Below are 13,791 nucleotides of genomic sequence, written 5' to 3'. Positions count from 1 at the left end.
TTAACCGTTAATTAACTTCTTTAGGGATTTTAAGCATCTCGATTTCTGACTTTTAGCCACATCTTTGTTGCTGTAATTTAATTCTATTACAATTTCATCTAAAGTAAAACCTCTCTTGTAAAATAGGTTTAATAAGGTTTTACATTGCGCACCTAAATTATTAAATGCTATTTGTAATTGCCTTTGTCTACTACTAAAATTGTAATCAATATCTGTTTCTAATGTTTCAAAATTATTGGTTTCTTTAATAGAATCTACCAAATGCATTTTATTCTTTTCTTTTAATCGTTTGTAAATCATGTATTTTCCAATACTGAAAAGATAGGTTTTAACTTCACTTTTTAAATCATCTATTTGGCCTTTCAAAGCGTTTTCACGAAGTGCGATAATGGCATCCTGATATATATCTAATGCATCTTCACTATCTATTTTATATGTTTTTGCAAAACCAAGAAAAGCAGACTTATGTTCTAAATAAACCGATTTTAAAACGGACTTATCATCTTTTTTAAGTGCTATTAATATTTTGCTTTCTGTCATTTAGTATCTAATCGCTTTAAAAGTAAACATCTAAGTAAAGAATATTTTTTTATTAATAGATGTTTACTTCTTGAAATTTCTTACACAAAAGGATAGTATTAATTAAAAAAAACATTTAAAAATGAAAACTTTGAAAAATCAATTACCTAGAACCGTACTCGTTTTATTATTAATAACGGCACTATTTAGTAGTTGCTCTAGTGATGATGATAGTAATGAACCTGATACGCCAGAATTGGAGGCCTTAGAATTAGTAGACTGTTCTACAGGAATAGCAGATGGAGAAACACGTACTCTAGTAAATAGAAATAGTGGCGTAGATTATATTGTTAACTGTACGTATGTGGTATATGGAGATTTGGTTATAGAGCCAGGAGTTACTATTCAATTTGGTACAGATGCCACCATAAGGGTTTATAGTTCCGGTTCTATTCAAGCATTAGGAACTGCACAAGATCAAGTTGTTTTTACAGGAGAGGATAAAATTGCAGGCTCATGGCGAGGTCTTTATATTGTTAGTGGTGATGTAAAAAATAAAATAGAGCATAGTATTATTGAATATGCAGGAGCAGTTGGAGATTATGGTGCTTTAGTATTATGGTCGGATACGCACTTAGAGATGAATAACACAACCATTTCAAATAGTCAAACCTATGGGCTTCATGCAGATACTGGTAATAACGAGTTAGTGTTAGAAAATAATACAATTACTTCTTGTAAGGCGCCAATGTATATTTTAGGGACATATATTACAACAATTTCTGGAGGGAATTATATAGGTAATGATACAGATGCTATTATTGCGAGTAGAGATTATATAGCAAACGAAAGTCATCATATTTGGACTAAACTTAACGTGCCATATCATTTTCCGGAAGGAATGGATGTAACTAATTCTGGTGGAAAATTAACAATAATGCCGGGTGTTGTCATGAAATTTGGTCAAGATACAGATCTAGCTATTACGGAAGGAGCTGGTGGAAATAAGCCTAGTTTAATAGCGGTTGGTACAGCAGCAGATCCTATTGTTTTTACTTCTATAGATAATGCATTAAGTTCTTGGAGAGGTATTTACTTTGATTCTCCTTCCACATTAAACGAAATTGGTTTTGCAACTATTGAAAATGCAAGTAACTCCAATCAAACTGGAGCTATTTATCTTTGGGCGTATTCTGTTTTGAATGTGCATGATGTGTTATTTAAAGATATTACCAATTGTAGTATACAAACCTTTACTAATGATGGAATAGTTTTAACTACTAGTAACTTAAGTTATGATAATGTTGGTAGTGAGATTTGTGTAGACTAACAATAAGACTTTAATCTGTACGTTTTTTGCGAATTGTTTCCGAACCATTATTTATTGGACGGAAATAATTCGCTTTAAAATAAACGACAGAATGTATTGAAAAGAAATTTTAAAACTAAAAAGCGAAAAAATGAAAACTATAACTTATATCCTTTTTTTATTTGTGTTTACACTGCTACCATCGTGTAATGCACGACAATCGGATACTGCTTTACCAAAAATAGAAAAGAACCTTTATGGAGAACTTGATTATTCAAAGGAAGCATTAGAAATCGTTTCCCCACAAGAAGGTGGTAAAGAAATTGTATTAGGAAAAATTGCTACGGATGGTACGGTGCATTTCGATGCACCAGAATTTGATATTAAAGCGCTTTATGATAGTATTCGGTTAGAACCATATAAACTTCCGAAATGGTTTTCTATAGATAGTAATTGTAAAGATTTGGATGTCTTTGCTAAAACTCCTTATGATGAGGTGTACTCTCGCAAATATAAATTATTCGTAAAAAAATATGGAATAAACGTTGCTATATTAGAATCCGTTGGCGATAGTCTTGTTGGTGAAAATAAATATTTTTGGTTGTATACAGATCGAGCAATAACCGTAAACGAGGAGTGTAGTAAGGCTAATTCTAGATCTGGGGATATTTATGCTTCTATTCGTTTAAATATTGCTTTAGAAAAAGGATGGAACTTTATAGAAGAAAATATTACAGACGATTCAGATTATGATGAAAGCGATGTCAATGCCGTTCGGTTACAAATAATGGAGTTTTCCATAAGTTCTCCAGTATCTAAAAATGTAAAATGGAGGTTAAGGCAAATAGCAGATGATGATAAAATACAAACAGCCAAAAGATTAGATGACTTAATTCCTATTCCGAAAAAGCAGTTTGAAGAATGGGTGCCTAATAAACTAGGGGATTTGTCCGTGACTACCAAAGAATATGGTAATCCGCCAAAAGGACAAAAAAATAAAAATAATATGCATCTAATCTATGCTAACGAAACGCAAAAAAAAGAAATAGAGGTCTATGTCATGGATTGTGCTAAAAGTCCGAAGGATATGGAAATGATCAATTTTGCCTATGCAATGGAAAATAAAGGTAAAGAGGCAAAGGATATAAAACCCTATATCTCCCAATATAAGGAAAGCGATAAAACCACACAGTTGTGGTACAAAGTAAAAGATAGAATTGTTGTAACTGCTTCAGGAGTTAATATAGAATCGGAAGAATTATGGAATTATATTCAAAAATTAAAAACAGAAAAACTTATGAATCCATAAAATCCGTTGGAATTAAAGATAAGTGAATAACGAATCTTACTTCTTAATTTTAAAGCCCAACGTATGTTGGGCTTTTTTGTATTCTGATTATTATTTATGGATATAAACGGTTTTAATATTCACAAATTCGTGAATACCTTCTTTAGATAACTCTCTACCATAACCGGAAGCTTTTGTGCCTCCAAAAGGTAATCTAGGATCCGATTTTACCATTTCATTAATAAAGAAAGCGCCATCTGGTATTCTTGAAATCGTTCGCATGGCTGTTTCTATATCTTCTGTAAATAACATCGTTCCTAAACCAAATCTAGAATCGGTTGCCAATGCTAATGCTTCTTCTAAATCTTTTACTTTAAATATTGGTGCTACAGGTCCAAAAGTTTCCTCTTTAAAGACAGCCATGTTTTTATTTACATTGGTTAGAATGGTAGGTTCAAAATATGCTTTGTCTCTTTTATTTCCAGTAATCACTTGAGCGCCTTTTTTAATCGCGTCTTCCACTTGTTTTTGTAAATCTATTGCAAGGTCTTCTCTGGCAAGTGTTGTGATTTCTGTGTCTTCGTTTAATGGATCTCCATACTTTAATGCTTTTACTTTATTTGTGAATTGCTCCAGAAACGTATCGTAAATATTTTCAGTCACTATAAATCGTTTCGCAGCAATACAACTTTGTCCTGTATTTTGCATTCGCGCTTTTACCATCGTATCGATATACTTATCCAGGTTTGCATCATCTAATACAATACATGCATTGTTTCCGCCTAATTCTAATACTGCCTTTTTTAAATTTTCACCTGCAATTTTTGCAATTGTTTTTCCTGCTTTCTCACTTCCGGTTAAGGAAACAGCTCGAATACTATCTCCTTTTAAAATGGCTTCTATATTTTTATGATCGGTAATCAGGGTTTGAAAACATCCTTTTGGATATCCAGCTTCTTCAAAAATTTCTTGAATAGCTAAAGCGCAACCACTAACGTTAGATGCATGTTTTAAAACAGCTGCATTTCCTGCCGTTAATGTAGGGACAGCAAAACGAAATACTTGCCAAAACGGATAATTCCATGGCATAACTGCTAGTATTACGCCTAAAGGATCATAACTTATAAAGCTTTCGTGTGCTTCTGTTTCAATGATTTGGTCTGCTAAAAATTCTTCCGCATTGGTAGCATAAAAATCACAGAGAAAGACACATTTGTTAATTTCTGCTCTGCTTTCTTTAATAGGTTTACCCATTTCTTGGGTAATTAACAGGCTTAATTCTTCTAGGCGTTCTTCTAAAATATTTCCGACTCTAATTAATAAAAGTGCTCTTTCACTAACATCTTTTGTACTCCAGTCTTTAAAGATGTTTTCAGCTGAATTGATTTTCGAAAATACTTCCTCTTGACTATTTAAAGTATAGCTTTTGATAACTTCCTGGTTAAAAGGATTTACGGATTTTATGATGTCTGACATATTGTTTGGTTTTCATTAAATAGATTGCTAAATTACAGTTAAGATAATTATAGTATTAACTTATTTGTGAAAAGTCTTAACGTTATCACAATTTATTTTTTTGGGGCAAAACTTGATTGTATTGAGTTAAGCCTTGTTTCGCTTTGATTGTATATTTACAGTAAATAAATGTTTAACCAAAAAAAAAGAAAAACGATGAGCAATTCAAATAGTACATTATTAGGAATATTAGCAGGAACCGCAATTGGAGCTACCTTGGGTATCTTATTTGCACCAGATAAAGGTTCTAACACCAGACAACGTATTTCAGACGAAGCACAAGCTGCTAAGGATAAATTGGCAGAAACAGCAATGGATTTAAAAGAAAGAGCAGTAACTACGGCGGCGGCACAAAAGGAAACTTTAGATGAGCAAGTAGAATCTATAGTCTCTAACGCTAGTCATAAAGCCGAAGATGTGATCTCTACTTTAGAGAAAAAACTGAAGGATTTAAAAGAGAAAAATAAGAAATTACAAAAAACGTCATAATAAATGAGCGTATTTGAATCTTTAAATAACACGTCAGATAAAGCAGCAGATCTTAGTAAAAAGTATTTAAAAACTTCACAAGATTATATCACGCTTAAAGCATTTCAACAATTAACGTCTTCCATTAGTTTAATTGTTAAGCTTTTTGCGGTTGGTAGTTTGGTGTTTTTAGGACTTTTGTTTTTAGCGATTTCTGGAGCAATTGCCATTGGTAATGCGCTGGGTAATTTAGCGCTAGGTTGCTTAATTGTTGCTTTGACTTTTGTGGTTCTAGCCATATTAGTATATGTTTTAAGAAAGCATATAGATCGAAAAATAATCCAGAAAATTGCAATTAAATTTTTTAATTAAAACCTATGAAAACCTATAATTCATTTAAAGACATAGATAATGACTTGAAAAAGTTGTATCTAGAGCGACAAATAGCTTGGGAAGAACTTAAGCTAGTTAAAGAAGAATTTAAAGAAGATCTTAACCCTTTAAATTGGGTGCGCACTGCATTAAAGATAGCTGGAAAAATGGGCGGTTTTATGTTATTGAAAAAGATCATTAAATGATAATCTAATGCCATAATAAAAAGCTATCTAAATGGGTATACAATTTAGATAGCTTTTTAAGTTATTGACTATTCTGTTTAAGTAACTACGTTATAATCGTATACTACTTTAGTACTTAGACTCCTAATTCTACACTTTCTTATTCTTAATTTTAACGTATGCGTTGGTCTAAAAAAATAATAAGTATATTTTTAATTGTTATTATTGGAGGGATATTCTTTCTTCAAAATAAATTCAAAAGAGAAATAATCCATGTATTGGATACTAAATTACCCAAAAATATAAAACTAGAATATGCAGGAATATATGCAAATGTATTTAGCGGTAGCGTAGAACTAGATAGTTTATCGGCAAAAGTGTTAAATACAGATGAAAATCTAATGGCAACATTACATGCTAATCAGCTGAAGGTCGATGGTTTTAGTGTATGGCAGTTTCTTTTTAATAAAACCATAGCAGTAGATACTATTGTTTTTAAACAACCAAATCTGGAATACCATATCTATTCCGAAAAACAAGAGCAACAAAAAGATACCACGCCAAATACCCAATTTAGTAAAACGATAACTATTAAGAAGATTGCAATTGTAAATGGCGCTTTACAAGTGAAAGATGCTAATAGCAATAATCTTGTTACTAGCATAAACACTATACATTTTGCTTTACATGATCTACGTTTAAATGCGGAAACTTTAAAACAGAAAATACCATTTAATTATAAAGATTATCAATTAACTACAAAGCAGGTTTTTACGAATTTGAGTGCTTATGAAGTTTTGAGAATAGACAACTTGAGTCTTGAAAATAAAGTGTTACAACTCAAAAATAGCTTCTTAGAAACAAAATATTCAAAAGAAATATTGTCCACAAAAATAGAGGTAGAGCGCGATCATGTAACGCTTCGTATTCCGGAATTAGAAATCCGTAAATTAGACTTCGGATTTCATAAAGACGTTTTTTTCGTAACCGCAGATTCCGGAAAAATAGAACAACCTAATTTAAGTGTTTATAGAGATAAAAGAGTTGCAGATGATATGCGAATCAAAAATATGTATAGTAAAATGTTACGTGATTTACCCATAGATTTATCGATAAATAGCTTAGAACTTAATAGTGGTAATGTAACGTATGCAGAGCGAGTAGATGCTACTGCTCAAGCGGGAGAACTGTTTTTTAAAGCGGTGCATGCGAACGTAACTAATCTAGCAAATAATTATGCAGCCGGGGAGAAAACAAAAATTGCTATTCGTTCTAATTTTATGGGTAAAGCACCAATGCATTTGGATATTATATTTGACGTGAATGCTAAACAAGACGCCTTTTTGGCTTCCGGAGCATTTGAGAATTTCCAGGCTGAAATAGGGAATGCCTTTTTTGAGACGAATTTAAACGCTAAAGCAGAAGGAGAAATTGAACAGATTTATTTTACGTTTAGTGGAAATAAATGGAACGCAAAAGGAGACTTGAAAATGAAATACGAAGCGTTTAAATTTGAAATATTAAATAATAAAAACAAAGTGAATACCTTTTTAACAGCGATTGGTAATGTATTTGTAAACGATGGTTCTAAAACAGATAAAGATGGTTATAGATATGGTGAAATAACAGGGGATCGTAATACTACAAAATCCTTTTTTAATTATTTATGGATTAATGTACAGAGCGGATTAGTAAGTACATTAACCGGTAAAGGAAGTAAATAATACCCTAATTTAAAGTGTAACTGTAGATTCTAAAGTTTGGCCAACAATCACTAACATTTTTAAAAATGCCTGGGTAGAAGCATTTAAAAATGTAATTGATAATGATATCGATTTTAAAGATGCGGAAAAAGAATCGGGTAAAGAATAATGAATTCTTTTTAAGATTCCTCTTCTATAAGAACTACAAGCTGTTTCTTATATTCATTAGGTGTAATATTATATTTGTTTTTAAAAATTTTAGAAAAATAACTTCTGCTAGTAAAACCTATAGAATATACTATTTGAGAAATGTTGAGGTTCGTGTTATTCATTAAATCTCTAGCTTTTTCTAATCTTACGTGTCTAATGTATTCGGTTACGGTTCTTGCAAATAAAAATTTGAAGCCTTCTTGTAACTTGGCTTGCGACAGGCCTGTTTTTTTGGATAGCTCATCTAAAGAATAGCTGTCAGAGGGTGTTTTAACTATCTTTTTACCAAGTTTTTTTATTATTTTTAATTCCGATTTTTGTAAATCAATTTCAAGAACATTAGCATTGTCATATTTGTTATAAAACTCAATATGCATGGACAAAAGATGGTATAGTTCACCTTCCGCTTTTAATAATCTAATCATGCCTTTCGTTTTTATATCTTGTAAGGCCTTCACACGATCTGCCATTTTAAGACTAATAGGCCCGTAATAAGCAAACTTTTTTTCATGCTCTTTATCTACAAAAATAGCATGTAGTTTTTTGTTTAGCATGTGTGCAATATTAATTCTTTTGTTTAAGAATTGTTTGCGTATAATTTTAATATTATTCAATTCTAAATGTATTCCTTTCTCAAAACTAAAATGATGCGATACATCACTATTACAGGTGCCAATAAACGAGTGAAACTGTTCAATAGTTGTATATTCTTTTTGGTCACTAAATTTATGTTGAAAAGAACCATTTAGGGAATAAGAAAAACGGATAGGATTAAAATTAGAAGGATCGACTATTACTTGTATATCTTCAAAAAACACAAGATTATATTCAATTAAACTAACGCCCCAATCAAAAGTCATTAGTCTAATGTATCCTTTTGCGAAATCATTATCCAGATCCAAAGTGTATTCTCCCCATTTCTGAGTTATATTTCCTCCAATTTGCTCTTTAAATTGCTTTATACTGTCTGCAGTATTTTCCGCATTAATTTTAATGATTTTCATTTAATACCTTAGAATATATATAGCGTTAATTTTTTTAAAAAATATCAAGGTAAAGATATATTAAAATTATGATAACAGATGGTGCTAGATTCTGTTAATGATTTCTTAATTAATTAAATGCGCTAAAATTCATATTATGTGGGTTAATACCTTTTGGTTTTTAGTAGTAATTTTATGGTATAGCGCAGTAGTTCTTACACAAGCTATACGCTTAGATAATAAACAACATGTATCTTAAAATAAAATGTTGCTAATTAAAAACATTTAGAAATGAGCAATTACACAGACAGGTTAGGAAACAGATTAAATGCTTTATTAGAGAAAAACTATGATGCCGAAAAAGGCTATAAAAAAGCAGCAGAAAATGCGAAACATATTGGTCTAAAAAACTTTTTTAATAAAAAGGCACAAGAGAGATATGATTTTGGATATGAATTAAAAACAGAAATTAAATCTTTTGGTCAGCAGGTAGATAAAGAAGGAAGCCTTACAGGAACGGCACACAGAGCTTGGATGGATATTAAAGCTGCGTTATCCTCAGATAATGATGAGTCCATGCTAGAAGAAGCGATTAGAGGAGAAAAAGCAGCAATAGCAGAATACGAAGAAGTTATAGAGGAAATAGGGTTGCCTTTAAATACTAAAAATATGCTTTATAATCAAAAAAGCCACATTGAGCAAGAGCTTAACACCATTAAAAGATTAGAAGATCTAAAATAAAAAGAAACCTTATCGATTAATTTAAAAGGAAATGTTGCATTGGCATTTCCTTTTTTGTTTTGTTAAAGCGAATAGAGCACCCATTTTCATCCATTGCATCAAGAAGTTTAGTGCGTTATTCTTTTATTAAAAATAAAAGTTATGTTTTATAAATTACGAAATACGGCTAGTTTAAAACAAATAGAGCAGAAGTTTAATAAAAAATTTTCATATCCTAAGTTATATAGACCTGTAAAAGTAATAAATGGATTTAAAGAGGCTTCTTTGCCCATTATAACTATGGAAAAACCGAAGGTTATCGATTTTTCTATTTGGGGATTATTACCTACTGATTTTGAGGAAAACTGGGCGGTTTTTCAAAATATATCGAATACTTTAAATGTAGATATTAAAGATATAAATGAAAAAGATCCATTTCTTTCCGAAGCTTTAAACAAAAGACGCTGCTTAATTATTGTAACTGGTTTTTATACCACGTATATAAGTAATGGTAAAATTAAATCTTTTCAAGTTTTTAGAAAAAACAACGTGCCTTTTTGTTTAGCAGGAATTTATAATGAACTGTCCGATGGCTTTAAAACATGCTCCATTCTTATAACGACAAGCAATCATTCTAATGGTAAACCAATACCAAGCTTTTCTGAAAAAGAGCCTTTAGCTCTTAAGAAAAAATATTATGATTATTGGCTAGATAAAAGCAATACGTTTTCCGATTTAAAAGCCATTATCAAAGATTTGGATGCTTATGATTTTGAATCGGAAGTTATAGATCAAAAAATATTAGATAGGAATACCATTTCCAATAACCAGTTTTAACAAATACAGCAATATATTTAAAAGAGTTAATTTAAAGTTGGATACCGTTAATGTAATTCCTGAAAAAGAAGCATCTTTGATATAATGTAATGAAAGACATTGCATTACTAATTTAAAACCAAAATAATATGTTACGTTACGCAATCATTTTTATCATTTTAGCAATAGTCGCCGGGATTTTTGGTTTCGGAGGAATATCGGAAGGAGCAGCAAGTATAGCAAAAATTCTATTTTATATTTTTATAGTACTTTTTGTTGTGTCCTTAATTACAGGAAGAAAAAAAATATAATAACCACTAAAACTATAAAACGAAACACGATGAGAAAATTAATTTATTCAGCAATACTAGTATTTACCATGTCTGCCGTTTTTACAAGTTGCAGAGAAGATAAAAAAGATAAAGTAGAAGACGCTGTCGAAGATGTTACAGATGACATTGGAGATGGTATTGAAGATGTAACAGATGACATTGGAGATGGTCTAGAGGATGTAGGAGATGAAATTGAAGATGCAGTAGATTAATTACCTGCTTTAATAGTATGATCACTAGTTTTTAATAATCAAAAAAAGGCAGTTTAATCCATGATTTTACTGCCTTTTTTATATAACACAAATTTATTATGGAATATGCAAAACATGAAATAGAATATATAAACGAATTAAAAGAAAAAGGATACACCAGTAATTTTAGGATGGTGGACGCTCATTTAGTGGAATTAGATTCTAAGGAGAAATTCAAGCCAGAACAAATCTTTATTGATAAAGAAATGCGTTTTGAAGGAATGAGTAATCCGGCAGATGCTTCTATATTATATGCGATAAAAACAGATTCTGGATTAAAAGGAACCGTTCTAGCAAACTACGCACCAACAGGAGATTTAGAAGTAGCAGAATTCTTTAAAGAAATACCTCAATCAAATGATAGGAATAATTAATCTTCGTGCGGTTTTTGAGGGTTTAACCCAGCGGTATCTGGTTCAAAATATTTTATAAAGTCTGTAGGTGTTTCTAATAGATAAAAAGAATGGTTAACCATTACAATAGACCCTTTAAGCACTTCTGGGTTTTTATGTAAAACCTTAATCCAATCTTCATTGCTTAAATGTATTTCTTTTTCACCATAATTTTTTGTGAAATCCGGATGGTTTTGATTTACCAAACTGGATAGTGTGGTGTCAAGCGCTTCAGCAATCTCAATCCATTGTGTTCCTGTTAATTTTGTTTTAGATAAATCGATTGCTAAAATCTCTTTTTTTGAAGCGCTAACATAAGCTAAGGTTTGTTTTCCTAAAGAGCTATTAGAACTGTAATATAATTTAATCATGTTTTTATGTTTTGAAATTATTCCCATCTGTTTTTGAATTTAGTTTTACTTGTTTCTTAAAGCATGTTTATATTTTTTCACTGTATTCCTTTTTATAAATCCGAACCATTACAAGAAATAGACTTAACAATAATGGACCAAAAATTAATCCTATAAAACCAAATAAAGGCACACCAATAATGACACCAATTAAAGTTATTAATGGATGCACATTGTCTAGTTTTTTTAATACAAAAAGTCTAATTAAGTTATCGGTAGAGCCAACCACTATTAAACCATACAGCAGTATTCCCCAAGCTTGAAAAGGATCTCCATTGGCGTAGGCTAATATAAACGCAGGTACAATACCTAGCAATCCACCAACAAACGGAATCATAGAACCAATGGTCACCATGACAAACCAGAAAAACGGATTCTCTATTCCAAATATTAAAAATCCAATAAGCGCAACAATACCTTGAGCAATGGCAACTAAAGGAATTCCTAATGCATTAGAACGTACCATTACATTAACATCTTCGCCTATGATTTTTAAATTTTCTGTATTTATAGGAATATATTCAAACAGGCTTTCTCTTAATTTCCGTCTATTTGTTAACATATAAAAAAGTAAGAAATACATAATGAATATTGCTATTGCGACTTCAAATGTGCTACCAGCAAAACTTTGTAGTTTTTCGGAAACTAGGCTGGAAACTTGAGAGGCATCTATTTGAGAGCTAAAGTTATAGCCTAATGCATGTTCGATTTTTTCAAGCTGCAATTTAATAGCATTGGTAACCCGTTCTGAATTTTCTGCTGCATTACTCACTTTATTGCCCAGCATAATTACAATTCCTGTAACAGGTAACAGGATGCCTATAATCGATAATAATAATAAAACGATTGCAGCAAGTTCCTTATTCCAACCTTTCTGGACCAATTTTTTCATTGGCTTTCTTAATAAGACATAAATGGTTATTGCACCTAAAACACCTGATAAATATGGCAGTATTTCTAATAAAATAAGGATTGCTATCAATATTATGATACCTAATAAGAAGAGCTGATTAATAACTTTATGGCTAATTTGCTTCATTATAAATTTAAATTATGGATTGTTTTTGTAATGCTAATGTATATCATTACATGATCTGTTTATCAAATGTATGCTTAAGTCTCATGAAATAGTAATCGCTTTACATAACATTTTAACTGTATTGCTAAATTTTAAATGCTATGCATCCTTTTCTATTTTCTTTGAATGTGCAGAAGGTTTTATACCATAACCATATTTTTCGGTATAAACCCAAGTGAATTCTGCACCAAAAAATAGAATTAAACAAGAGTAGGATACCCAAAGTAAAATTAAAACAATGGTTCCTGCCGCGCCATAGGTAGAGTCAAAATCTGCGCGACCAAAATATAATCCCAATAAAAACTTCCCTAAAACAAACAAAATGGATGTAATGAATGCACCAATCCAAACCGATTTCCATTTAATTTTAGCATTCGGTAAATACTTAAACATAAGTGCAAATAGTATTGTTATCATACTTAATGAAAGAATAATGTCAAAGAAATAGGCCATGTATACTACTGCATCTTGAAAATTCCTATTTAAAAAAGTGGTAAGCGCAGAAATTCCTGCAGTAACTATAAAACTAATAAGTAGTAAAAAGCCTATTACTAAAATAAAAGTAAAACTTCGGGCTCTATTCATTAGCATACGCCAAAATGTTTGTTGTAAGGATGCGTCTATTTTCCATATTTGATTTAAGGAGAGTTGCAAATGATAAAACACTCCCGAAGCTCCAAATATTAAGGTACCAATTCCTATAATGGTTGAAATTAAATTTTTATCTCCATCTTGCGTTTCCGAAATCATCGTTTCTACAGCGTTGGCTGTATCTCGTCCTAATGCCCTAGATATTTCATTGGTTAATTCACCTTTTACAATTTCTTCTCCCAATATAGTACCAATTACATTTACAATGATCACCAATAATCCAGGCATCGATAAAATAGCATAGTAAGCAACAACAGCACTCAATCTAAAAGGGTTTTCTGCATCCCATGCTTTATATGTGGTAACTAATAAAGTTGGTAAATCTGCGAATTTGAATTTTGAATATGGTTGGATGTCTTCCACTTTTAAATGTTTTTATTAACTATAGTAAATTAAGATAATTGTGAGATTTAAATAACCTAATCGATATTTTTTTTAGTTCAAAAGATAAACCCCAATTTAAACCACTTAATACATAGGCTATTTTTAGAAACATCAATAATTGTTATTAATGGATAGTAACTGTTGATAACTTAAACGTAAGGTTTCTATCAAAAATCCTACTTTTGTATAGATAATATGATACTAA

The 13,791-nt window shown here is 30.9% G+C and carries 17 protein-coding genes; 11 read left to right on the top strand and 6 right to left on the bottom strand.

Annotated elements, in window-relative coordinates; translation table 11 throughout:
- Nucleotides 1–540 carry an RNA polymerase sigma factor gene (locus tag ACVCXO_RS06605; RefSeq protein WP_452228801.1) on the bottom strand — a complete coding sequence of 180 codons (540 nt, stop codon included), beginning with the start codon at nt 538–540 and terminating at the stop codon, nt 1–3.
- Nucleotides 541–661: 121 nt separating this feature from the next.
- On the opposite strand from ACVCXO_RS06605, the gene ACVCXO_RS06600 reads away from it, so the two are divergent.
- Both ACVCXO_RS06600 and ACVCXO_RS06595 read left to right on the top strand, forming a co-directional pair.
- Nucleotides 662–1,849 carry a hypothetical protein gene (locus ACVCXO_RS06600; RefSeq protein ID WP_452228800.1) on the top strand — a complete coding sequence of 396 codons (1,188 nt, stop codon included), beginning with the start codon at nt 662–664 and terminating at the stop codon, nt 1,847–1,849.
- Nucleotides 1,850–1,979: 130 nt separating this feature from the next.
- Complete coding sequence (locus ACVCXO_RS06595) at nt 1,980–3,137, top strand: hypothetical protein (RefSeq protein ID WP_452228799.1); 1,158 nt, start codon at nt 1,980–1,982, stop codon at nt 3,135–3,137.
- Nucleotides 3,138–3,227: 90 nt separating this feature from the next.
- Here ACVCXO_RS06595 and ACVCXO_RS06590 read toward each other — a convergent pair whose 3' ends face one another.
- The gene (locus ACVCXO_RS06590) at nt 3,228–4,592 is read right to left on the bottom strand and encodes an NAD-dependent succinate-semialdehyde dehydrogenase (protein WP_452228798.1); all 1,365 of its coding nucleotides are present in this window, start codon (nt 4,590–4,592) and stop codon (nt 3,228–3,230) included.
- A gap of 195 nt (nt 4,593–4,787) precedes the next feature.
- Between ACVCXO_RS06590 and ACVCXO_RS06585 the strand changes: the two genes are divergently transcribed.
- From ACVCXO_RS06585 to ACVCXO_RS06570, 4 genes are all read left to right on the top strand, one after another.
- Complete coding sequence (locus tag ACVCXO_RS06585) at nt 4,788–5,120, top strand: YtxH domain-containing protein (RefSeq protein WP_452228797.1); 333 nt, start codon at nt 4,788–4,790, stop codon at nt 5,118–5,120.
- Between the two features lie 3 nt (nt 5,121–5,123).
- Nucleotides 5,124–5,471 (top strand): hypothetical protein, encoded by a 348-nt coding sequence (locus ACVCXO_RS06580; RefSeq protein ID WP_452228796.1) that lies wholly within the window; start codon nt 5,124–5,126, stop codon nt 5,469–5,471.
- Nucleotides 5,472–5,476: 5 nt separating this feature from the next.
- Nucleotides 5,477–5,677 carry a DUF6327 family protein gene (locus tag ACVCXO_RS06575; RefSeq protein ID WP_452228795.1) on the top strand — a complete coding sequence of 67 codons (201 nt, stop codon included), beginning with the start codon at nt 5,477–5,479 and terminating at the stop codon, nt 5,675–5,677.
- Nucleotides 5,678–5,934: 257 nt separating this feature from the next.
- Nucleotides 5,935–7,380, top strand: coding sequence for a hypothetical protein (locus ACVCXO_RS06570; RefSeq protein ID WP_452228794.1), 1,446 nt, complete (start codon nt 5,935–5,937; stop codon nt 7,378–7,380).
- A gap of 158 nt (nt 7,381–7,538) precedes the next feature.
- Here the strand turns inward: ACVCXO_RS06570 and ACVCXO_RS06565 are convergent, their stop codons facing one another.
- Nucleotides 7,539–8,573: a helix-turn-helix domain-containing protein gene (locus ACVCXO_RS06565; RefSeq protein WP_452228793.1), complete on the bottom strand. Its 1,035-nt coding sequence runs from the start codon at nt 8,571–8,573 to the stop codon at nt 7,539–7,541.
- A gap of 270 nt (nt 8,574–8,843) precedes the next feature.
- Here ACVCXO_RS06565 and ACVCXO_RS06560 point away from each other — a divergent pair, with 270 nt between their 5' ends.
- From ACVCXO_RS06560 to ACVCXO_RS06540, 5 genes are all read left to right on the top strand, one after another.
- The gene (locus tag ACVCXO_RS06560; RefSeq protein WP_452228792.1) at nt 8,844–9,293 is read left to right on the top strand and encodes a ferritin-like domain-containing protein; all 450 of its coding nucleotides are present in this window, start codon (nt 8,844–8,846) and stop codon (nt 9,291–9,293) included.
- 141 nt (nt 9,294–9,434) lie between these two features.
- Nucleotides 9,435–10,109, top strand: coding sequence for an SOS response-associated peptidase family protein (locus ACVCXO_RS06555; protein ID WP_452228791.1), 675 nt, complete (start codon nt 9,435–9,437; stop codon nt 10,107–10,109).
- A 128-nt stretch (nt 10,110–10,237) separates the two neighbouring features.
- Entirely contained in the window at nt 10,238–10,399 is a 162-nt protein-coding gene (locus ACVCXO_RS06550) for a DUF1328 domain-containing protein (protein ID WP_452228790.1), read from the top strand.
- A gap of 29 nt (nt 10,400–10,428) precedes the next feature.
- Nucleotides 10,429–10,632, top strand: coding sequence for a hypothetical protein (locus ACVCXO_RS06545; RefSeq protein ID WP_452228789.1), 204 nt, complete (start codon nt 10,429–10,431; stop codon nt 10,630–10,632).
- 98 nt (nt 10,633–10,730) lie between these two features.
- Complete coding sequence (locus ACVCXO_RS06540) at nt 10,731–11,045, top strand: hypothetical protein (protein ID WP_452228788.1); 315 nt, start codon at nt 10,731–10,733, stop codon at nt 11,043–11,045.
- Here the strand turns inward: ACVCXO_RS06540 and ACVCXO_RS06535 are convergent.
- From ACVCXO_RS06535 to ACVCXO_RS06525, 3 genes are all read right to left on the bottom strand, one after another.
- Complete coding sequence (locus tag ACVCXO_RS06535) at nt 11,042–11,434, bottom strand: arsenate reductase family protein (protein ID WP_452228787.1); 393 nt, start codon at nt 11,432–11,434, stop codon at nt 11,042–11,044. The genes ACVCXO_RS06540 and ACVCXO_RS06535 overlap by 4 nt on opposite strands.
- 67 nt (nt 11,435–11,501) lie before the next feature.
- Nucleotides 11,502–12,512 (bottom strand): AI-2E family transporter, encoded by a 1,011-nt coding sequence (locus ACVCXO_RS06530; RefSeq protein WP_452228786.1) that lies wholly within the window; start codon nt 12,510–12,512, stop codon nt 11,502–11,504.
- Between the two features lie 138 nt (nt 12,513–12,650).
- Nucleotides 12,651–13,565: a YihY/virulence factor BrkB family protein gene (locus tag ACVCXO_RS06525; protein WP_452228785.1), complete on the bottom strand. Its 915-nt coding sequence runs from the start codon at nt 13,563–13,565 to the stop codon at nt 12,651–12,653.
- Nucleotides 13,566–13,791: the final 226 nt, after the last annotated feature.

The organism is Lacinutrix sp. MEBiC02404 (assembly GCF_053601575.1).
Note: the sequence above shows the minus strand (reverse complement) of the source record. Positions and strands in the feature narration are given on the sequence as shown.

Excerpts from the sequence above, each read along its gene's own strand:
- ACVCXO_RS06605 (WP_452228801.1), bottom strand. The coding sequence starts at position 540 with ATGACAGAAAGCAAAATATTAATAGCACTTAAAAAAGATGATAAGTCC.
- ACVCXO_RS06600 (WP_452228800.1), top strand. The coding sequence starts at position 662 with ATGAAAACTTTGAAAAATCAATTACCTAGAACCGTACTCGTTTTATTA.
- ACVCXO_RS06595 (WP_452228799.1), top strand. The coding sequence starts at position 1,980 with ATGAAAACTATAACTTATATCCTTTTTTTATTTGTGTTTACACTGCTA.
- ACVCXO_RS06590 (WP_452228798.1), bottom strand. The coding sequence starts at position 4,592 with ATGTCAGACATCATAAAATCCGTAAATCCTTTTAACCAGGAAGTTATC.
- ACVCXO_RS06585 (WP_452228797.1), top strand. The coding sequence starts at position 4,788 with ATGAGCAATTCAAATAGTACATTATTAGGAATATTAGCAGGAACCGCA.
- ACVCXO_RS06580 (WP_452228796.1), top strand. The coding sequence starts at position 5,124 with ATGAGCGTATTTGAATCTTTAAATAACACGTCAGATAAAGCAGCAGAT.
- ACVCXO_RS06575 (WP_452228795.1), top strand. The coding sequence starts at position 5,477 with ATGAAAACCTATAATTCATTTAAAGACATAGATAATGACTTGAAAAAG.
- ACVCXO_RS06565 (WP_452228793.1), bottom strand. The coding sequence starts at position 8,573 with ATGAAAATCATTAAAATTAATGCGGAAAATACTGCAGACAGTATAAAG.
- ACVCXO_RS06560 (WP_452228792.1), top strand. The coding sequence starts at position 8,844 with ATGAGCAATTACACAGACAGGTTAGGAAACAGATTAAATGCTTTATTA.
- ACVCXO_RS06555 (WP_452228791.1), top strand. The coding sequence starts at position 9,435 with ATGTTTTATAAATTACGAAATACGGCTAGTTTAAAACAAATAGAGCAG.
- ACVCXO_RS06550 (WP_452228790.1), top strand. The coding sequence starts at position 10,238 with ATGTTACGTTACGCAATCATTTTTATCATTTTAGCAATAGTCGCCGGG.
- ACVCXO_RS06545 (WP_452228789.1), top strand. The coding sequence starts at position 10,429 with ATGAGAAAATTAATTTATTCAGCAATACTAGTATTTACCATGTCTGCC.
- ACVCXO_RS06540 (WP_452228788.1), top strand. The coding sequence starts at position 10,731 with ATGGAATATGCAAAACATGAAATAGAATATATAAACGAATTAAAAGAA.
- ACVCXO_RS06535 (WP_452228787.1), bottom strand. The coding sequence starts at position 11,434 with ATGATTAAATTATATTACAGTTCTAATAGCTCTTTAGGAAAACAAACC.
- ACVCXO_RS06530 (WP_452228786.1), bottom strand. The coding sequence starts at position 12,512 with ATGAAGCAAATTAGCCATAAAGTTATTAATCAGCTCTTCTTATTAGGT.